Origin of the sequence: Pseudomonas sp. N2-3-1-14 (genome assembly GCF_041228395.1) — a bacterium.
In the GTDB taxonomy this organism is placed as follows: Bacteria; Pseudomonadota; Gammaproteobacteria; order Pseudomonadales; family Pseudomonadaceae; genus Aquipseudomonas.
Genome location: NZ_CP166199.1, coordinates 1,252,771 through 1,271,627 on the forward strand (window position 1 = coordinate 1,252,771; position 18,857 = coordinate 1,271,627).

General features: G+C 60.9%; 16 protein-coding genes. 8 read left to right on the forward strand and 8 right to left on the reverse strand.

Annotated features, from left to right (window positions below; genetic code table 11):
- Window positions 1-95: 95 nt before the first annotated feature.
- On the forward strand, window positions 96-968 hold the full coding sequence (locus AB5I78_RS05780) for a LysR family transcriptional regulator (RefSeq protein WP_369300917.1): 873 nt from the start codon (window positions 96-98) through the stop codon (window positions 966-968).
- 582 nt (window positions 969-1,550) lie between these two features.
- Here AB5I78_RS05780 and fecA read toward each other — a convergent pair.
- From fecA to AB5I78_RS05795, 3 genes are all read right to left on the reverse strand, one after another.
- Complete coding sequence (gene fecA / locus AB5I78_RS05785; RefSeq protein ID WP_369300915.1) at window positions 1,551-3,887, reverse strand: TonB-dependent Fe(3+) dicitrate receptor FecA; 2,337 nt, start codon at window positions 3,885-3,887, stop codon at window positions 1,551-1,553.
- Window positions 3,888-3,977: 90 nt separating this feature from the next.
- On the reverse strand, window positions 3,978-4,919 hold the full coding sequence (locus tag AB5I78_RS05790) for a FecR domain-containing protein (RefSeq protein WP_369300913.1): 942 nt from the start codon (window positions 4,917-4,919) through the stop codon (window positions 3,978-3,980).
- Window positions 4,916-5,404 (reverse strand): sigma-70 family RNA polymerase sigma factor, encoded by a 489-nt coding sequence (locus tag AB5I78_RS05795; RefSeq protein WP_369300911.1) that lies wholly within the window; start codon window positions 5,402-5,404, stop codon window positions 4,916-4,918. Before AB5I78_RS05795 ends, AB5I78_RS05790 begins: the two co-directional genes overlap by 4 nt.
- 170 nt (window positions 5,405-5,574) lie before the next feature.
- On the opposite strand from AB5I78_RS05795, the gene AB5I78_RS05800 reads away from it, so the two are divergent.
- The 6 genes from AB5I78_RS05800 (at window position 5,575) to AB5I78_RS05825 (ending at window position 11,861) form a co-directional block, all read left to right on the forward strand.
- A complete protein-coding gene (locus AB5I78_RS05800) occupies window positions 5,575-5,877 on the forward strand; it encodes a DUF3649 domain-containing protein (RefSeq protein ID WP_145161357.1) in 303 nt (100 codons plus the stop codon).
- Complete coding sequence (locus AB5I78_RS05805) at window positions 5,874-7,448, forward strand: PepSY-associated TM helix domain-containing protein (RefSeq protein ID WP_369300910.1); 1,575 nt, start codon at window positions 5,874-5,876, stop codon at window positions 7,446-7,448. The genes AB5I78_RS05800 and AB5I78_RS05805 overlap by 4 nt, the downstream gene beginning before the upstream one ends.
- Complete coding sequence (locus AB5I78_RS05810; protein ID WP_145161361.1) at window positions 7,449-7,775, forward strand: DUF3325 domain-containing protein; 327 nt, start codon at window positions 7,449-7,451, stop codon at window positions 7,773-7,775.
- Window positions 7,776-7,782: 7 nt separating this feature from the next.
- The gene (locus tag AB5I78_RS05815; protein WP_369300908.1) at window positions 7,783-8,361 is read left to right on the forward strand and encodes an RNA polymerase sigma factor; all 579 of its coding nucleotides are present in this window, start codon (window positions 7,783-7,785) and stop codon (window positions 8,359-8,361) included.
- Window positions 8,358-9,335, forward strand: a complete 978-nt coding sequence (locus AB5I78_RS05820) for a FecR domain-containing protein (RefSeq protein ID WP_369300906.1) — start codon at window positions 8,358-8,360, stop codon at window positions 9,333-9,335. The genes AB5I78_RS05815 and AB5I78_RS05820 overlap by 4 nt, the downstream gene beginning before the upstream one ends.
- A 285-nt stretch (window positions 9,336-9,620) precedes the next feature.
- The gene (locus tag AB5I78_RS05825; protein ID WP_369300905.1) at window positions 9,621-11,861 is read left to right on the forward strand and encodes a TonB-dependent receptor; all 2,241 of its coding nucleotides are present in this window, start codon (window positions 9,621-9,623) and stop codon (window positions 11,859-11,861) included.
- A 139-nt stretch (window positions 11,862-12,000) separates the two neighbouring features.
- Here the strand turns inward: AB5I78_RS05825 and AB5I78_RS05830 are convergent, their stop codons facing one another.
- Window positions 12,001-12,351, reverse strand: coding sequence for a glutaredoxin family protein (locus AB5I78_RS05830; protein ID WP_369300904.1), 351 nt, complete (start codon window positions 12,349-12,351; stop codon window positions 12,001-12,003).
- Window positions 12,351-13,355, reverse strand: coding sequence for a nucleoid-associated protein YejK (gene yejK, locus AB5I78_RS05835; RefSeq protein WP_106579474.1), 1,005 nt, complete (start codon window positions 13,353-13,355; stop codon window positions 12,351-12,353). The genes AB5I78_RS05830 and yejK overlap by 1 nt, the downstream gene beginning before the upstream one ends.
- A gap of 394 nt (window positions 13,356-13,749) precedes the next feature.
- On the opposite strand from yejK, the gene AB5I78_RS05840 reads away from it, so the two are divergent.
- Entirely contained in the window at window positions 13,750-14,031 is a 282-nt protein-coding gene (locus AB5I78_RS05840; RefSeq protein WP_003188840.1) for an HU family DNA-binding protein, read from the forward strand.
- A gap of 116 nt (window positions 14,032-14,147) precedes the next feature.
- Here AB5I78_RS05840 and rlmF read toward each other — a convergent pair whose 3' ends face one another.
- The 3 genes from rlmF to AB5I78_RS05855 form a co-directional block, all read right to left on the reverse strand.
- On the reverse strand, window positions 14,148-15,167 hold the full coding sequence (gene rlmF, locus AB5I78_RS05845; RefSeq protein WP_169368288.1) for a 23S rRNA (adenine(1618)-N(6))-methyltransferase RlmF: 1,020 nt from the start codon (window positions 15,165-15,167) through the stop codon (window positions 14,148-14,150).
- A gap of 237 nt (window positions 15,168-15,404) precedes the next feature.
- Entirely contained in the window at window positions 15,405-18,251 is a 2,847-nt protein-coding gene (locus AB5I78_RS05850; protein ID WP_145161373.1) for a valine--tRNA ligase, read from the reverse strand.
- A 212-nt stretch (window positions 18,252-18,463) separates the two neighbouring features.
- Window positions 18,464-18,850 carry a DNA polymerase III subunit chi gene (locus tag AB5I78_RS05855; protein WP_369300903.1) on the reverse strand — a complete coding sequence of 129 codons (387 nt, stop codon included), beginning with the start codon at window positions 18,848-18,850 and terminating at the stop codon, window positions 18,464-18,466.
- Window positions 18,851-18,857: the final 7 nt, after the last annotated feature.

An 18,857-nucleotide genomic window follows, 5' to 3' on the forward strand; every position in this document is an offset into this window, starting at 1 on the left:
TACGGTTGAGTGGAAACGCTATTCTCGCGGGAACAGATTTCCTTATTCGTGATAATTTTTCCTTTGATAAGGGAATCAAGAGCGACAATAGAATCATGGCCACTCCGCGTTTTGATGGCGTTGAACTCTTTCTGCAAATCGTCGAAAGCGGCAACCTGACCGAGGCCGCCGAGCGGCTCAACCTCACGCGCTCTGCGGTGGGTAAAGGTTTGGCGCGACTGGAAGCTCGCCTGGGCACCTGCCTGTTGCAGCGTTCCACCCGCCGCCAGCGTCTGACCGAGGACGGGCAGGCGTACTACGAGCATTGCTTGCGCGCACTGGCCGAATTGGAGGCCGCCGAGTCGGTGTTGGAGAGTGGCCGGCAGCAGCCGCGCGGGCGGTTAAGGGCGAGCCTGCCGCTGGCGTTCGGTCACCACTACGCGGCGCCTGCTTTGTGGGGCTTGATGGACCGTTATCCGCAATTGGAGATCGAGATCTCCTTCTCTGACCGGCTGATAGACTTGGCACAGGAAGGCTTCGACGTGGCCGTGCGCATTGGCCCGCTGCCGGACACCGACCGCCTGAGCGCACGCCGTTTGGGCGAGCAGTCCGTGGGGTTGGCCGCGTCACCTGCGTACTTGCAACGTGTCGGGCCAATTGAGTGTATTGATGACCTCGCCAGCCACCGAGGCATTGCCTACCGTTGCAACAATTCGTATCGCTCGGGGATGACCTCGCCTTTGGTGCTGGACGACCTCCAGGCCGTGGCCGATGCCGCCATTGCGGGCGTGGGCCTGGCGTGGTTGCCGAGCTGGTTGATTGCGCACTATGTGCTGCGCGGCCAACTGGAAGCGGTACTGCCGAGCTACCGCGACCAGCCTGCGCCGATCCATGTGATTTGGCCCACGGCCGCACACATGCCGGCCAAGACACGCTGCGCAATCGATGCCTTGGTCGCCGGCACCCCAAGTTGCCTGGCGGGTAGCTGACCCTGACCAACAAAGCCGATCCCCCTGTGGGAGCTGTCGAGCTTCAGCGAGGCTGCGAAAGCGGCAGGTCAGGCAACTTGGACAGCGCCTGTGCCGCCGCCTTCGCAGCCTCGCCGGGGCTCGACAGCTCCCACAGTTGATCTTCATAGCGGGTGAGATTTGTGCATCGTCGCGATGCTTTTGCGAGCCGCGATCTGACCGAGAAAAGCCGATCCCCTGTGGGAGCTGTCGAGCTTTAGCGAGGCTGCGAAAGCGGTGGGTCAGGCACCTTGGATAGCGCCTGTGCCGCCGCCTTCGCAGCCTCGCTGGGGCTCGACAGCTCCCACAGTTGATCTTCATAGCGGGTGAGATTTGTGCTCGTCCCGATGCTTTTGCGAACCGTGATCTGACTGACAAACCCGATCCCTTGTAGGAGCTGTCGAGCTTTAGCGAGGCTGCGAAAGCGGTGGGCCAGGCAACTTGGACAGCGCCTGTGCCGCCGCCTCCGCCTTCGCAGCCTCGCCGGGGCTCGACAGCTCCCACAGGGTTTTGCATCGTTTGTAAGACCCCAGTTCTTGGCTGGAGCTTTTATGACTCAGGCAATCAGAACGCGATGGACGTCTGCACATACACCGTGCGTGGCTCACCGACGTATTTGCCTTTGTTGTTATCGTCGAACGAGCGGGTGTAGTACTGCTTGTTGAGGATATTTTTCACACCGACTGCCACGTTCAAATCCGACAGTTGTGGGCCGAAGTCATACGCCGCGCGGCTGCTGAACAGCATGTAGCCTGGGATGCGTCCGGTACTGCCGTCGACACTTTCCGCCTGGGTGTTGGCGTTGTCGGCGAACTGGCTGCTCTGGTAGCTGCTGTCCAGGTTGAGCTTCCAGCGGCCTTCGGTGTAACCGACGCCCACGGTGCCTTTGTGCTTGGAGGAGAAGGGCACGCGATTACCCTTGTTCGGGCCGTCTTCGCGGATGGTCGCGTCGACGTAGGCGTAGGTGGCGTACACATCAAAACCGGCCAGCGCCGGGCTCAGCCCGTCGAGGGCGTAGTTGAGGCTCGACTCGATGCCTTGATGGCGCGTTTCGCCGCGGGCGATCACCGAGTCGTTGGTCTGGTTGCTGTCGTACTGGTTGTCGAAATTGATCAGGAACGCGCCGATTTCCGCACGCAAGGTGCCGTTGTCATACCGCGTGCCGAGTTCCCAGGTGCGGGCTTTTTCCGGCTTCACTTCGCCGCTGGTCACGCGGTTGGGCATCTGGCTGTACTGCACGCTGCCGAACGAGCCTTCGGTGTTGGCGTAAAGATTCCAGTCTTCGGTCAGGTGGTAAAGCACGTTCAACGCCGGCAGCGCGGTGTTGTAGTCGCCCTTGTATTTGACGTTGGTCAGGTTGTTGGTCTGCTGGGACTCGATCATCTCGTAGCGGATCCCTGGGGTGATGGTCCACTTGCCGATATCGATGCGGTCATCGACAAAAAACGCGTTGGCCTCGGTGGCGCCACGCGTGTCGCGGTCGTTGCGGCTGTTGGTGTCGGGCAGTTGCTGGTTGGCGCTGATCGGCGTGCGGTAGCGCAACTCGTGCCCGGCTTCGTTGATGTAGCGGTAGCCGACGCCCACTTCGTGGCTGGTGGGGCCAAGGTCGAAGCCCTGGGCGAAGCGGGTTTCGAGGCCGCGTACCCAATACTCGCGCGGCGACAGCGAAAGGAAGTTGCCCTGATCCAGGTAGCCATTACGCAACGTGGTGGTGAAGAAGGTGTTGGCGGTGAATTCGCGGCGGTCTTCCTGGTAGCGGTAACCGGCGTTGAACATCGTACGGCGACCCCAGAATTTGTCGTAGGGGCGGGTGGACTGATACGGATCAGCCTTGTAGTCCTTGACGTTCAAGCCACCGGGCATATCGGCCTGACCTTCGTAGTACTGCGCCATGGCGTTGAAGCTGTTGGCGTCGTCCAACTGGTATTTGCCTTTGAGGATCAAGTCGTCAATGCGCGTGTTGCTGTTTTCGCGCCAGTCGCCGCCACGGGTTCCGGAGTACAAGATTGCGCCGCCCAGGCCGTTATCGGCCGTGCCGCCCGCCAACAGGTTGCCGGTGGTCTTGAAGCCGTCATGGCTGGAGGACGGGCTGGTCTCGGTCTGCAAGCCGCCTTTGACGGTGGGGGCGTCCGGGATTGCGCGGGTCACGAAGTTGACGATGCCACCGACGTTTTGCGGGCCGTAACGCACCGCGCCGCCGCCGCGTACCACGTCCACGGCGTCCATGTTGCCCATGCTGATCGGGGCGAAGGACAGCTGCGGTTGGCCATACGGCGCGAAGGGCACCGGGATGCCATCCATCAAGACGGTGGAGCGCGAGGCGAGGCGTGGGTTGAGCCCACGAATGCCGAAGTTCAGCGCCATGTCGTGGCTGCCGGTGCCGTTGTTTTCCGGGGCGTTGACGCCGGGAATGCGGTTGAGCACGTCACGCGCCTGGGTCGCGCCCTGGCGCTCGAACTCGTCGCGGCGGATCACATCACGCGCGCCGGGGTGTTCGAACACATTGGTTTGCGCCGCGTCGCCGAGCCAGTCGCCGACCACGTTTGACGTTTGCAATTGGAGAGTGGCCGGGGCGCTGGCCGGTTGCAGGCTGTAGGCGTTATCGCCCTCGGCGCGGGCTTGCAGGCCAGTGCCTTCCAGGAGTTTTTGCAAGCCTTCGTCGGCGCTGTAGTTGCCCGACAAACCCCGACTCTGCATACCCGCTGTGACCTCGGAGCCGAACGAAATCAGCACGCCGGCCTCGCGACCAAATTGGTTCAGCGCGGCTTCCAAGGTGGCCGGGGCGATGTGATAGGGCTTGGCGTCTGCCGCCAACACATGCGGGAGCACGGTAAGACTCAGGCTGGCGCCCAGTAGGAATTGGCGCAAGGTGCGGGCAAGTAGCGTCGGTTGCTGGGGCATGAAGGGCGGTCCTGAGAAGGTAGGATCAAGGTGGCTTTCCTTCTCTGTCACGCGAGGTGTGGAAAACGGCTCATGTTTTTTAAAAATAATTTACGCGCGTGCCTGGACGGTCACCCAGTAGCGGGTAAAACGCCGCACTTTCACCGGCAGGCTGACTTCCAACAGGTCGAGAATGCGTTCGCTGTCGTCCAGCGGGTAGCTGCCGGACAGCAGCAGGTTGGCCACTTGCGGGTCGCAATTGACCTGGCCTCGGCGATAGCGGCCCAACTCGGCGAGGAAATCGCCCAGGCGCATGTGGGCGGCCACCAGCATGCCGTCGGCCCAGGCGCCGCTGTTGGCGTCGGTCGGGCGCGGGGTGTCCCAGCCTTTGCGGGTGAAATTGACTTGGCGCGAGGCCTCGACGGTCAGCGGCAGGCCGCTGTAGTGGTTGGGCATTACCTCGACATGGCCATCGAAAACTGCCAGTTGCGTGTGGTCGTTGAACTGACGCACGTTCAGCCGCGCCGCCTGGCTGCTGAGCAGGCCTTGGCCGGTCAGCACGTGCAGCGGCGTATCGCCGGGGCGGGCAGTCAGCAAGATCTCGCCTTCGAACAAGCGGACCAAGCGTTGGCTGCCGTCAAAGTGCACATCCACTGCGCTGCCGGTGTTGAGCTGCAACTGGCTGCCATCGACCAGCTGCACCTTGCGTCGTTGGCCCACGGGGCTGCGGTAGTCGGCGCTCAGCGGCGGCAGAATATGTTGCTGGCGCAGGCTCCAGGCCGCGGCCGAACCGGCGCCGAGAATCAGCAGTAGCTTGAGGGCCTGGCGCCGGCTGCTGGATTTGGGCGCGTTCAAGGCGGCGTGCGCCAAGGGCGAGGGCATGCCGCGCAGGCGTTGGTTGACGCGCTGGATATGGTCCCACGCGCGCTGATGTTCGCTGTGGGCGTCCAGCCATTGCTGCCAGGCCGCTTGCTGGCGCGGGTTGAGTGCGCCTTGCTGCATTTCCATCAGCCAGTGCACGGCTTGTTCGGCGACTTGCGTGGAGAAGTTCATAGGGCGAAGTAGCAGCGCATGGCGGCTTTATTCAAATGGCGTTTGACGGTGGCGATGGAGATACCCAGCTCGGCGCCGATTTGCGCGTAGGTCAGGCCGTCGAGCTGGGCCAGCAGGAAGGCGCGTTTGACCTGAACGGGCAGGCCGTCGAGCAGTTGGTCGAGCTCCAGCAAGGTCTGCAGGATGATTGCGCGTTCTTCTTCCGACGGCGCCACGTGTTCGGGCATTTGCGCCAGTGCGTCGAGGTAGGCGCGCTCCAGGTCCTGACGACGGTAGAAGTTGAACAGCACGCGCTTGGCCACGGTGGTGAGGAAGGCGCGGGGTTCGATCAGCGTTGGCGCTTCCCGCGCGGTGAGCACACGGATGAAGGTGTCCTGGGCCAGGTCGGCCGCGCTCTCCGGGCAGCCGAGCTTGCGTCGCAACCAGCCGGTGAGCCAGTGGTGATGGTCGTTGTACAGAACTTCAACGGTGGTGGACGGCTGCAACGCGATCACTCCATAAGCATCGGCATGCTTTAGAGAACAAGAATTGTTCGCATTGTAGGGCGCGTGACGGGGTTCGGCAATCCGCCAGGACCGGTGATTCATCCGTTCTCTTTTGCTTATGAGAATATTTATCATTAATATTGCGCGCTGATGACCCTGGCGCCTCCCGTATGAAAAGCAAACCCTCACTCCCCGTTGCCTATCGCCTCGCCGTAACCTCGCGCGTGCTGGCTGCCGTGGTCGGCGGTTACCTGATGGCGTCCCTGGCGGCCGTCTGCCTGGCGTTGTGGATGCCCGTGTCCCGGGCCGACGCGGTGATCACCGGGATGATGAGTTCGTTTGTGTTCTACCTGTTGGCGGTAATCTGGTGCTTTGCCTGCCGCACGGCAGGGCGAGCCTGGTTTGGCGTGATGCTGCCGAGTGCGATGTTTGCCACGCTGGCGGGCATCGGTTTGTGGATGACGCGCACATGAAAGAGGGCTTTCGCCAGGCGATGGCCTGGTTGCACACCTGGGCTGGACTGATCTTTGGCTGGCTGCTGTTTGCGATTTTCCTGACAGGGACCTTGTCCTATTTCAAGGACGAAATCACCCACTGGATGCAGCCCGAAGTGCAGGCTTATCCATTGGATGACGCGCGTAGCCTCGCCGCCGCCCAAACCTATCTGCAGCAACAGGCGCCCAACGCCGCGCGCTGGTTTATCACCCTGCCGGACAGCCGCGATCCCGGCCTGTCGGTGATGTGGCAAGACAAAGTCGACCCCGGCAAACGCGGCAACTTCATCCAGAAAGTCCTCGATCCCGTCACCCGCCAGCCCGTGCAGGCGCGTGAAAGCATGGGCGGCGAGTTCTTCTATCGCTTCCACTTTCAGCTGCAGATGCCTTACCCGTGGGGGCGCTGGCTGTCGACCATCGCCGCGATGGTGATGTTTGTGGCACTGATCACCGGCATCATCACCCACAAGAAAATCTTCAAGGACTTCTTCACCTTCCGCCCACGCAAAGGCCAGCGCTCCTGGCTCGACGGGCATAACGCGGTGGGCGTGCTGGTGCTGCCGTTTCACTTGATGATCACCTACAGCAGTCTGGTGATCTTCATGAGCATGGTGATGCCCGCGCCGATCGTGGCTTCCTACGGCGACGACAGCCGTGCGTTTTTCAATGAAGTGTTCCCCAATACCAATAACGCGCCGGCGCTCGGCCAGCCGGGTGCATTGCTGCCGTTAGGGCCGATGTACGAGCAAGCGCGCCAGCAATGGGCGGGTGGGCATGTTGGCCGTCTGGTGGTCAACAACCCTGGCGATGTGAACGCCTCGGTCAATGTGGTCCGCGCAGGTGCCGACCGCGTGGTGCACGATTTCGGCAGCAGTGTGTCGTTCAACGGCACCACCGGCGAGTTGTTGCGGGTCAGCGGTGAACAGTCGTTGCCGGCGGCGATTGGCGGCAGTTTCTACGGCTTGCACATGGGCCATTTCGCCGGCCCGGTGCTGCGGTGGTTGTACTTTATCTGCGGCCTGGCGGGCACGGCGATGATCGGCACGGGCCTTGTGATTTGGCTCGGCAAGCGCCAGCTCAAGCACGCCAAAACCGCTGTGATGCCGTTTGAATTGCGGCTGGTTGAAGTGCTGAACATGGCCAGTATGGCCGGGCTGATGATCGCCATCGCGGCGTTTTTCTGGGCCAACCGGTTGTTGCCGGTGAGCTTCGCCGAGCGGTCCGACTGGGAAGTGCAGGCCTTCTTCATTGCCTGGGGCCTGAGCCTGTTGCATGCCGTGCTGCGTCGAGGCCGCCAGGGCTGGGTTGAGCAACTGAGCCTCGGCGCCTTGCTGTTTGTGGCCATTCCACTGCTCAACGCATTGACTACCTCGCAGCACTTGGGCGTGTCACTGGCCAGCGGTGATTGGGCCATGGCCGGTTTTGATCTGACGTGCCTGGCCAGCGGCCTGTTCCTGACCTGGGCGGCCTGGAAGATGCAGCGCCGCGCGGCGCCGCAGCCCAAGTCCGAACGCGCACGTGGACTGACGCTCAAGCAGGAGGCGAACTGAATGCTGCTCGCCCTGTTGATGTGCTACGCCGGGTTTACCGCGCTGTGCCTTTCCACCGACCGCCATCACGGTGAACTGCTGCACAGCAAACCCTCACCACCGCGACGCCTCACATTGCGTGTGGTCGGTTGGCTGCTGCTGGTGCTGTCGATATGGCCGGCCGTGGCGGCCTCGAATTGGGCGCAGGGGTTGGTGGAGTGGTGCGCCGTATTGATGCTCAGCGCACTGCTGCTGGTGTTGCTGTTGCCGTATCGGCCAAGGCTGGCCTTGATTCTGGCGGGCGTCGGCCTGCTGGCCAGCCCTGTTGCGGCGTTCGCCTTACTCTGAGCTTCCCATGATGATCAGCACCCCACCCGAACCCCAGGACAGCCAGCACGCCGATGCGGCCGGTGGGCGTGCGCATTTCCTGCAGGTGTTTTTGTCGCAGCGCTCGCAGATGGAAGCGCTGGTCAGCCGACGCGTAGGCTGCCGGGCGACGGCGGCCGACCTGGTGCAGGACCTGTTCCTGCGCTTCTGGCGGCGGCCGCTGGTGCAGGTCGAAGAACTCAGCACCTACTTGTTGCGCTGCGCCGGCAATATCGCCATTGATCACTTGCGCAGCGAAGGCGCCCGGGTGCGCAGCAGTGAGGGCTGGTTGCCGGAGCAGCAAGACAACCAGGGTTCCGAGCCCCAGGCGGCGTTTGAAGCAGGCAATGACCTGCGCCATGTCGAAGCCGCCCTGCGTAGCCTGCCGGAGCGCACTCGGCAGATTTTCCTGCTCAACCGCATCCACGGCCGCAAATATGCGCAAATTGCCCAGGCCATGGGGCTGTCCCAAAGTGCCGTGGAAAAACATATGATGCGTGCCCTCGAAGCCTGCAAAGCCAGCCTTCGTGAACCCTCGTCCCCACGCACGCCAGGGAAAGCACCGTGAACGTCACCCCCACGCCCGCCCAGGAGCAGGCCGCACTCGAATGGTTGAGCTTGTTGCATGACCAGCCCAGCAGCGGTGACCAGGCCACGTTCAGCCGTTGGTTGCGTGCCGACCCCGCGCACGTCGAGGCCTATGCTCAGGCCCAGGTGTTGTGGGAATTGAGTGAGGTGCCGGCACGCAAACTGGCGGACGAAGACGCCTTGGCCTTGCAGGGCTACCTCAACGCGATGAGTACCTCGAAGCGCTCGCGTGCGGTGCGTTGGTCCGGCGCCCTGGCCGTGGCCGCGTGCCTGCTGGTGATGGTGTCGATGGGCGCCGGCTGGCAGCCATCGCGCTGGGTCGATGACTTCGGTGCTGATTACGTGACGGCGCCGGGGCAGGTGCAGACCGTGACCCTGGCCGATCAATCCCAAGTCACGCTGGATGCCGACAGCGCCATTGCCGTGGACTTCAGCCACGGCGAGCGCCACATTCAGTTGCGCCGCGGGGCGGGGTTTTTCAGCGTGACCCACACCGGCCAGCCCTTTGTGGTGGAGGCTGGCAGTGGCGAAGCGCGAGTGCTCGGCACGCAGTTTGAAGTGCGCCTGCAACCGGCCGGCGCTCAGGTGACGGTGCTGTCCGGCCGCGTGGGTGTCACGCCGTCACGCCAGGGCCAACAGCAAATTCTTACGGCAGGCCAGCAAGTGGCCTACGCCGACGGTGTGGCCGACACCCTGCACGCGGTCGACAGCGAATCACGTCTGGCATGGCGCGATGGCTGGCTCAACTACTACAAGGTGCCGTTAGCGGATGTGGTCAAGGACCTTGGCCGTTACTACCCGGGCCGGATCTTGCTGATCAACGACGAGATGGGCGCCAAGCGCGTCAGTGGCAGTTTTCCAAGCAAGGATCCCTTGGCAGTTTTGAGCGCCTTGCAGGCCGTTCTGGGTTTTGAACAACATGCTGTGCTGGGTCGCATGATTGTATTGCGCTAGACACGAATGCTTCGATCGCTACCCTCCGCGTGGCGACTTTTTCAAAAAAATCCCCTTGCCGGTTTTTTACATGGCGCTATAGGCCAGGTATCCCGGTGCCTGTAGAGCGTTCATTTAACCTTCATCCCAATTGCCAAAACCTGTCACCAAACCGTTACACGGGCCAAGGATGATCCCCGGATTCCTGAGCAGGTGGTCAGGAAGATTGGCGTCGCCGTTCACCCGGTTCTGACAGCCAGTACCTCCCTCCATAACAACAGATAGATGCACGTAAGGGATCTACTTGTGAAGATCAACACACTCTCTGCCCTGCTTTTAGCATCGGGCCTAGGTAGCTTTGCGCCGCTGGTTTTGGCAGACACCACCCAGGATGTCGGTTCGGTGAATGTTGCCGGCAAACAAACCCTGGGCAATGGGCACATGATTCGCGAAGAAAGTGCCAAGGCGCGGTCGACGGTAACCAAGGAAGCCATGGACGAAATGTCCGCGACCGCCAACGCCATCGACAAGCTTAAATACACGCCGGGCATCAACGTATCCAGCGACGACGCCAGCGGCACCAGCGGCACCAACTTCACCATGCGGGGCATGAGTTCGGACCAGGTCGGGGTGTCTGTCGACGGCGTGCCGATCAACGACTCGGGCAACTACAGCGTGTATTCAAACCAGCTCGGCGACCCGGAAAACCTCGCCGAAGTGTTTGCCACCCAGGGCTCCTCCGAGGCGGACGGCCCGCATATCGGTTCCAGTGGCGGCAACATCGGCATGATCACGATTCGCCCGACCAAAGAGTCCGGGCTGTTCGCCAAACAGATCGTCGGCGCCAATGACCTGCGCAAGACGTTCGTGCGGGTGAACACGGGCGATTTTGGCGGCCTCAAGAGCTGGGTGTCGGCCTCTCACCTTGAGGGTGACAAATGGCGCGGCAAAGGCACGCTGCGCAGTGACAAAGTCGAGTGGAGCAGCCTGTTCGAAGACGGCAATGGCAACTCGACCCTGGCGACAGTGAAATACAACAACCAGGAAAACTACAACTACAACACCCTGAGCAAGTCGCAGTTCGAGACCGAGGGGCGCCGCAAGGACTACTCGGAAACGCCGGTGTACAAGTCGGGTTTGCTGTCGTCGTCCTACAAGCTCAATCGCAACCCGTTCGAAAGCGTCAACGCCACGCTCACCCAGCGCTGGCAGTTGCAGGACAACCTGGCGCTGACGGTCACGCCCTATTACTACTGGGCCAACGGTGGCAGCTTCAGCGGCCAGACCGCATCGAACCTGGGGCCAAAGTCTGATAAAGCCGGCAACTACAACCTGAGCAACCTGCAATCGGCCAACTATTACCGGCCATCATGGACCGAGACCTGGCGCCCTGGCGTCACCGCGAAAATGAAATGGGACATCAACGAAGAACACAGCCTGGACTACGGCTACTGGTATGAACGCGCGCGCCAGCGCCAGACCCAGCCGTTTATCGGCATCAACGGCGAAGGCGCGCCCGATGATGTGTGGGGCGATTACAACAGCGGCGGGCAGGTCGTCGACAAGAACGGCGCGACTGTCCAGGGCCGCCACTACTACACCGTTACCCCGTCGCAGAAACTCTGGGTGCAGGACAGCTGGCAGGCCACACCGGACCTGAGTTTTGTCGGCGGCGTGGCGTACCAATACGTCGAGCGTGACGGCAACAACCTGGGCAGCCTGTACGACAAACCAGAAAAACGTAACACCCGTTATCACCAGTTCCTGCCGAGTTTCAGCGCCAAGTACCAGGTCGACGAAAGCAACCAGACCTTCTACAACGTCACACGTAACATGCGCACGCCGCCCAACTATGTGCTGTATAACAAGGGCGACTCGGTCAGCCTGAAGTCTGAGTTGAGCTGGAACCAGGAGCTGGGCTGGCGCTACACCGAAGACGACATGGCGTTGAGCGCGACCCTGTTCTACATCAGCTTCAAGGATCGCCAGGTGTCGACCACCGACGCTGCCGGCGACTACATGGTGCTCAACGTCGGCAGCGTGGATAACAAGGGCCTGGAACTGGAGTGGAGCGGTTTGTTGCCGCATCACTTCAACTACTACGCCTCGTACACCTACACAAAGTCCGAGCAGCAAGACGATTTGCTCAGCAAGAATGTGCTGTTGCCGACGGCGGGCAAGCAACTGGCCAACGTGCCGGAAAACATGTTCAACCTGGTGTTCGGGTATGACGACGCGCGTTTCTACGGCAACATCGCGGGCAAGTACGTCGGCAGCTTCTATGGCGATTTGACCAACAAGGAAAAAATCGAAGGCCGCACGGTGTTCGACCTGAACGCTGGTATTTACTTGCCGGTGGACAAGAAAGTCATCAAATCGGCGACCCTGCGGTTTTCGATGCTCAACGTATTCGACAAGGAATACCTGAGCTCGGCGCGCACTGTGGCGTTCAACTCGGCACCGGTGAATGGCCTGGCGCCGAGTACGGCGTATTACAACGTGGGGGAAGAGCGCACGGCGATGGTGTCGTTGGAAGCCAACTTCTAACTAAGGCTGGCGCAGAGCAAAATGTGGGAGCGGGCTTGCTGGCGAAGGCGGTGGATCAGTCAATACCTGTAGCAACTGACACTGCGCTTTCGCGAGCAAGCCCGCCCCCACATTAGTTCTGCAGTGTTTTGCAGATTAGCTATTTCAACGCGGCCATGATCGCATCCGGGTTGAACTCGCGAATCAGCGTGCCGTTCACGTCCACAAACGGAATCCCGCCGCCGCCCAATGCCTCATAGGCTTTGCGCGCCTGGGCATCCTTCTCAATGTCCAGCGCCTGGTACGGAATGCCTTTCTGGTCCAGAAAACGTCGGATCTGCTTGCAGTAGCCACACCACTCGGTGGCATAGAGCACCACACGCGCCGATGTGCGTATCTGCTCCGAAACCACCTGCGAGGGGTTGAACAGCCGCTCGATCTTGCCCCAGTTCTGGATCACCACCACGACCAGCAACACCAACAGGACTTTCTTGAAGACCCCGCCGAGCATCAGTTGCGGCGCTTGAGCTGGTCAGTCAGTTGGGTCGGCAGGCCTTTGATGATCAAAGTGCCGGCGGCTTCGTCGTATTCGATCTTGTCGCCCAACAGGTGCGCTTCAAAACTGATGGACAAGCCTTCGGCGCGACCGGTGAAGCGGCGGAACTGGTTGAGGGTGCGTTTGTCGGCCGGGATTTCCGGCGACAGGCCGTAATCCTTGTTGCGGATATGGTCGTAGAACGCTTTTGGCCGGTCTTCATCGATCAACCCCGACAACTCCTCCAGGCCCATGGGCTCGCCGAGTTTGGCCTGGCTGCTGGCGTAGTCCACCAGGGTTTTGGTTTTTTCGCGGGCAGATTCGTCGGGCAGGTCTTCGCTCTCGACAAAGTCGCTGAACGCCTTGAGCAGGGTACGGGTTTCGCCCGGGCCGTCGACGCCTTCCTGGCAGCCGATAAAGTCGCGGAAGTATTCCGAGACCTTCTTGCCGTTCTTGCCTTTGATAAACGAGATGTACTGCTTGGATTGCTTGTTGTTCTGCCACTCGGACACGTTGATCCGCGCCGCCAGGTGCAGTTGGCCCAGGTCCAGATGGCGCGAGGGCGTCACGTCCAGCTCATCGGTCACTGCCACGCCTTCGCTGTGGTGCAGCAGGGCGATCGCCAGGTAGTCGGTCATGCCTTGCTGGTAGTGGGCAAACAACACGTGGCCGCCGGTGGACAGGTTGGACTCCTCCATCAGCTTTTGCAGGTGCTCGACCGCCGTGCGGCTGAAGCGGGTGAAATCCTGACTGCCGTCGAAATATTCCTTCAACCAGCCGCTGAACGGGTGCGCGCCGGACTCGGCGTGGAAGAAACCCCAGGCCTTGCCTTGTTTGGCGTTGTAGCTCTCGTTGAGGTCGGCAAGCATGTTCTCGATGGCGGCCGACTCGGCAAGCTCCGAATCGCGGGCATGTAGAACTGCGGGTGTGCCGTCGGGTTTTTTGTCGATCAGGTGGACGATGCAGTGACGGATCGGCATAGGCTTCTCGGCTGGTTGAAGGGGAGTGGTAAGCCTCCCCAAAAAGTCGCCAGTGTACCGCACCCATTGGCCATGACGCGCTTGGAAGGCTGTTTTGGGCGACCTCCCACGGGCTATATGCCTTTTTTTCACGGTTTAGAGCGATAAAGCTGACCAAATGGGTATGTTGAGGCGGATATTTCCCCGTCTCTGTGCTAGTTTTGCCCCGTCTTACGCCAAGACTCGGCGTTAAGCGTGCATTCAGCATCTGTCAGGTCGAACCAATCCCCGTTTCAAGCATCTATAACCCCGATCCCGTGGTTATGGCCGGGGGTGCCAGGCCTTGACGGTCAGGCTCGACGGCTGACACTGCACTCTGCAATCCATATGAATTTGATAGGGAAGGAACACCACAATGGCTATTACTAAAGACCAACTGATCGCTGACCTGGCTGAAGCAGTAGACGCACCGAAAACTACCGTGCGCGCTCTGCTGGACCAACTGAGCCAAGTTGTTGCTGATCAGCTGGAAAACGGCGGCGAAATCACTCTGCCAGGCGTTGGCAAACTGAAAGTGACTGAGCGTCCAGCCCGTACTGGCCGTAACCCTTCGACTGGCGCTGCCATCGAAATCGCTGCCAAGAAAGTTATCAAGCTGGTTGTGGCCAAAGGCCTGACCGACGCTGTTAACAAGTAAGACGCAGCAAAAAAAACCGTGCTCCGGAGCAATCCGGGCACGGTTTTTTGTTGCCTGCGATTTGACTGCAGTGGCGGCTCAACCGTGGCGAGGGAGCAAACGCCCTCGCCACCGTTTCAGTCGCGCACCCAGCGCTGACGCCAGATCTGCTGCTCGTTCTTGGTCTGGAAGGTCCAGGCCACGAAGCGGCTTTGCTTCTGCCCTTGGGACATTTCCACCACCTGGCTCTCAAGTACGCCGGCTTTTTTGAGGGCTGTCTGGATCGCGGGCAAGTTCGACGCTTTTGACACCAGGGTGCTGAACCACAGCACCTTGTGGGCAAAGTGCGCACTCTCGGCGATAAGCTGCGTGACGAAGCGCGCTTCACCACCCTCACACCACAGCTCCGCCGACTGGCCACCGAAGTTCAGGACCGGCAACTTGCGCTTGGGATCGGCCTTGCCCAGGGCGCGCCACTTACGCTCGCTGCCCTTGGTGGCTTCTTCCATGGACGCGTGGAACGGCGGGTTGCACATGGTCAGGTCAAAGCGTTCGCCCGGCTCCAGCAGGCCCAGCAGGATCTGCTTGGGGTTGGGTTGCTGACGCAGTTGGATAACTTTGCTCAGGTCGTTGGACTGTACGATGGCCTTGGCGGCGGACACCGCGATAGGGTCGACCTCCGAGCCGAGGAAGTTCCAGCGGTACTCCATGTAGCCAATCAGCGGGTAGACGCAGTTGGCGCCCATGCCGATGTCCAGCACCTTGACGATTGAACCGCGCGGGATCTTGCCGTCGTTGACGCTGGCCAGCAGGTCGGCAAGAAAATGCACGTAATCGGCACGCCCCGGCACTGGCGGGCACAGGTAGTCCGCCGGAATGTCCCAATGCTGGATGCCATAGAACGCCTTCAACAGCGCCCGGTTGAACACCCGCACTGCGTCCGGGCTGGCAAAGTCGATGCTCTCTTTGCCGTACGGGTTGATGATCACAAATTGCGCCAGTTCCGGCGTGGTCTTGATCAGCGCCGGGAAGTCGTAACGGCCTGTGTGGCGGTTGCGCGGGTGCAGGGTTGCCTCTTTGCGCGGTGCCACGGGCTTGGCCGGGGCGGCGGATTTAGGCTTCTTGCGCGGAGGTTTAGGTGTGCTGGGGGCGGTCATGTTGATTCTGGTGTTGGCTCAAAGTGGTGGGCATTGTCACACATCCTGAGACCCTCTCGGGCAAATGTGGGAGGGGGCTTGCCCCCGATTGCGGTGTGAGAGGTAAAAATATTCAGACTGATACACCGCCATCGGGGGCAAGCCCCCTCCCACATTGACTGGATTGCCAGCAAGGATTGGAAAATTCCAGGGCAAAAAAAAGAGGCCCGAAGGCCTCTTTCTTACACGGGGGTCACCTTACAGACTGGAAATCCGTGCATGTTGCTCCGCCAGCTTGCCCAAGGCCTGTTCAGCCTCGGCCAGCTTGGCGCGTTCTTTGTCGATCACCTCAGCCGGCGCCTTGTCGACGAATGCCGCGTTGGACAGCTTGCCGCCCACTCGCTGCACTTCGCCTTGCAGGCGGGCAATTTCCTTGTCGAGACGGGCCAGTTCCGCGCCCTTGTCGATCAGGCCAGCCATCGGCACCAGCACTTCCATGTCGCCGACCAACGCAGTCGCGGACAGCGGTGCTTCGGCGCCGTCAGCCAACACGGTGATCGACTCCAGTTTTGCCAGCTTCTTGAGCAGGGCGTCGTTCTCGGTGAGGCGACGCTGATCTTCGGCGCTGGCATTCTTCACGAACACCGCCAATGGCTTGCCCGGCCCGATGTTCATTTCGGCGCGGATGTTGCGCGTGCCGAGCATCAAGGTCTTGAGCCATTCGATATCGCTTTCGGCTGCTTCATCAATGCGCGCTTCGTTGGCCACCGGCCAAGGCTGCAGCATGATGGTCTTGCCTTCGATACCGGCCAGCGGCGCGAGGCGCTGCCAGATTTCTTCGGTGATGAACGGCATGAACGGGTGCGCCAGGCGCAGGGCCACTTCCAGCACGCGCACCAGGGTGCGACGGGTGCCACGCTGACGTTCGACCGGCGCGTTTTCGTCCCACAGCACAGGCTTGGACAGTTCCAGGTACCAGTCGCAATACTGGTTCCAGATGAACTCGTACAAGGCTTGTGCGGCCAGGTCGAAACGGAACTGGTCGAGTTGGCGGGTCACTTCGGCTTCAGTGCGCTGCAGCTGCGAGATGATCCAGCGATCAGCCAGGCTCAGCTCATAGGCTTCGCCGTTCTGGCCGCAGTCTTCGCCTTTATCCAGCACGTAGCGCGCAGCGTTCCAGATCTTGTTGCAGAAGTTGCGATAGCCTTCGACGCGGCCCATGTCGAACTTGATGTCGCGACCGGTGGACGCCAGCGAGCAGAAGGTGAAACGCAGGGCGTCAGTGCCATAGCTGGCAATGCCGTCGGCGAACTCGTCGCGGGTCTGCTTCTCGATCTTCTTCGCGAGTTTCGGCTGCATCAGGCCCGAGGTGCGTTTTTGCACCAGGGTTTCCAGGTCGATGCCGTCGATGATATCCAGCGGGTCCAGGACGTTGCCCTTGGACTTGGACATTTTCTGGCCCTGGCCATCACGCACCAGGCCGTGCACGTACACGGTCTTGAACGGCACTTGCGGCGTTCCGTCTTCGTTCTTCACCAAATGCATGGTGAGCATGATCATCCGGGCAACCCAGAAGAAAATGATGTCGAAGCCGGTGACCAGCACGTCGGTGGAGTGGAATTTTTTCAGGAACTCGGTCTGTTGCGGCCAGCCGAGCGTGGAGAATGTCCACAGGCCCGAGCTGAACCAGGTGTCCAGTACGTCGTTGTCCTGTTGCAGCGCCACGTCCGGGCCGAGGTTGTGCTTGGCGCGTACTTCGGCTTCATCGCGGCCAACGTAGACTTTGCCCGACTCGTCGTACCAGGCCGGAATCCGGTGGCCCCACCACAGCTGACGGCTGATGCACCAATCCTGGATGTCACGCATCCACGAGAAGTACATGTTTTCGTACTGCTTTGGCACGAACTGGATACGGCCGTCTTCCACGGCGGCAATCGCAGGTTCAGCCAACGGCTTGGTGGACACGTACCACTGGTCGGTCAGCCACGGCTCGATGACGGTGCCGGAGCGGTCGCCTTTCGGCACTTTCAGTGCGTGGTCGTCAACGCTCACCAGCAAACCGGCAGCGTCGAACGCCGCCACGATCTGCTTGCGCGCTTCAAAACGGTCGAGACCGGCGTATTCGGCCGGGATCTTGCCGTCGATGCTTTCGTTCAGCGTACCGTCGAGGTTGAACACCTGGCACGCCGGCAGCACGGCGGCGTTCTTGTCGAAGATGTTCAGCAGCGGCAGATTGTGGCGCTTGCCGACTTCGTAGTCGTTGAAATCGTGAGCCGGGGTGATTTTCACGCAGCCGGTGCCGAATTCAGGGTCGCAGTAGTCGTCAGCGATGATCGGAATACGACGGCCAACCAGCGGCAGCTCAACGAACTTGCCGATCAGCGCCTGGTAGCGTTCATCGTTCGGGTTAACGGCCACGGCGGCATCGCCGAGCATGGTTTCCGGACGTGTCGTGGCGACGATCAGGTAGTCGTTGCCCTCGGCGGTCTTGGCGCCGTCGGCCAGCGGGTACTTGAGGTTCCACAGGAAGCCTTTCTCGTCGTGGTTTTCCACTTCGAGGTCGGAAATCGCCGTGTGCAGCTTGGTATCCCAGTTGACCAGACGCTTGCCGCGGTAGATCAGGCCGTCTTCGTGCAGGCGCACGAAGGCTTCTTTCACGGCTTCCGACAGGCCGTCGTCCATGGTGAAGCGCTCACGGCTCCAGTCTACGGACGAGCCCAGGCGACGGATCTGACGGCTGATGTTGCCGCCGGACTGGTCTTTCCATTCCCAGATCTTCTCCAGGAATTTCTCGCGACCCAGGTCATGACGGTTCTGGCCGGTGGCTTCGAGTTGGCGTTCCACCAGCATCTGGGTGGCGATACCGGCGTGGTCGGTGCCCGGTTGCCACAGGGTGTTGCGGCCCTGCATGCGGCGGAAACGGATCAACGCATCCATGATCGCATTGTTGAAGCCATGGCCCATGTGCAGGCTGCCAGTGACGTTCGGTGGCGGAATCATGATGGTGTAGGCATCACCCGCGCCTTGCGGAGCGAAATAATTCTCGGACTCCCAGGTCTCGTACCAGGAAGTTTCAATAGCGTGCGGCTGGTAGGTCTTATCCATGCGCGGCGGGACCCTAGTTGGCATTAATTCAGGAAAGCCGGCAAGTATAACGGGGGATAGGGCGCAGGGCGAGGCGAAGACAGGCTAGAGACGTACGCAGTGCAAATGTGGGAGGGGGCTTGCCCCCGATAGCAGTAGGTCAGTGACTGATAAGCTGGCTGACCCAGCGCTATCGGGGGCAAGCCCCCTCCCACAGTAGATCCAGGTGTGGCTCAGGACTGATATTGGCTGAGCAACCGCTCCATGCGCGCATCCATTCGCCGTTTGATTTCGGCTTCGATATGCGGAGCAAAGTCGTCGATCACATCCTGCATGATCAACTGCGCAGCGGCGCGCAACTCATTGTCCAGATGCAGCAGCAGGGCGTCGGGCGCTTTTTCTGCGGCGGGTGCGGGTTGTGCCACGGGAGCGGCAGCGACAGGCTCGGGTGCAACAGGCTTGCCACTGACCATGTCGAACAGCAGCGGAATCTGTACCTCGGCGTCGACCGTTTCGGTCAGCAGCGGCGGTTGCAAGCCATCATCACCGAGCAACTGACGGATCGACTCGAGGTCCTCCAGCAGGTGGTCGTCTTTTTTTATAGGGTTTGGCGTGTCCATCATGTAC

Bases quoted from the DNA above. Each gene is read 5' to 3' on its own strand.
- AB5I78_RS05780 (WP_369300917.1), top strand. From the start codon at position 96: ATGGCCACTCCGCGTTTTGATGGCGTTGAACTCTTTCTGCAAATCGTC.
- fecA (WP_369300915.1), bottom strand. From the start codon at position 3,887: ATGCCCCAGCAACCGACGCTACTTGCCCGCACCTTGCGCCAATTCCTA.
- AB5I78_RS05790 (WP_369300913.1), bottom strand. From the start codon at position 4,919: ATGAACTTCTCCACGCAAGTCGCCGAACAAGCCGTGCACTGGCTGATG.
- AB5I78_RS05800 (WP_145161357.1), top strand. From the start codon at position 5,575: ATGAAAAGCAAACCCTCACTCCCCGTTGCCTATCGCCTCGCCGTAACC.
- AB5I78_RS05805 (WP_369300910.1), top strand. From the start codon at position 5,874: ATGAAAGAGGGCTTTCGCCAGGCGATGGCCTGGTTGCACACCTGGGCT.
- AB5I78_RS05810 (WP_145161361.1), top strand. From the start codon at position 7,449: ATGCTGCTCGCCCTGTTGATGTGCTACGCCGGGTTTACCGCGCTGTGC.
- AB5I78_RS05815 (WP_369300908.1), top strand. From the start codon at position 7,783: ATGATGATCAGCACCCCACCCGAACCCCAGGACAGCCAGCACGCCGAT.
- AB5I78_RS05830 (WP_369300904.1), bottom strand. From the start codon at position 12,351: ATGCTCGGCGGGGTCTTCAAGAAAGTCCTGTTGGTGTTGCTGGTCGTG.
- yejK (WP_106579474.1), bottom strand. From the start codon at position 13,355: ATGCCGATCCGTCACTGCATCGTCCACCTGATCGACAAAAAACCCGAC.
- AB5I78_RS05840 (WP_003188840.1), top strand. From the start codon at position 13,750: ATGGCTATTACTAAAGACCAACTGATCGCTGACCTGGCTGAAGCAGTA.
- rlmF (WP_169368288.1), bottom strand. From the start codon at position 15,167: ATGACCGCCCCCAGCACACCTAAACCTCCGCGCAAGAAGCCTAAATCC.
- AB5I78_RS05850 (WP_145161373.1), bottom strand. From the start codon at position 18,251: ATGGATAAGACCTACCAGCCGCACGCTATTGAAACTTCCTGGTACGAG.
- AB5I78_RS05855 (WP_369300903.1), bottom strand. From the start codon at position 18,850: ATGGACACGCCAAACCCTATAAAAAAAGACGACCACCTGCTGGAGGAC.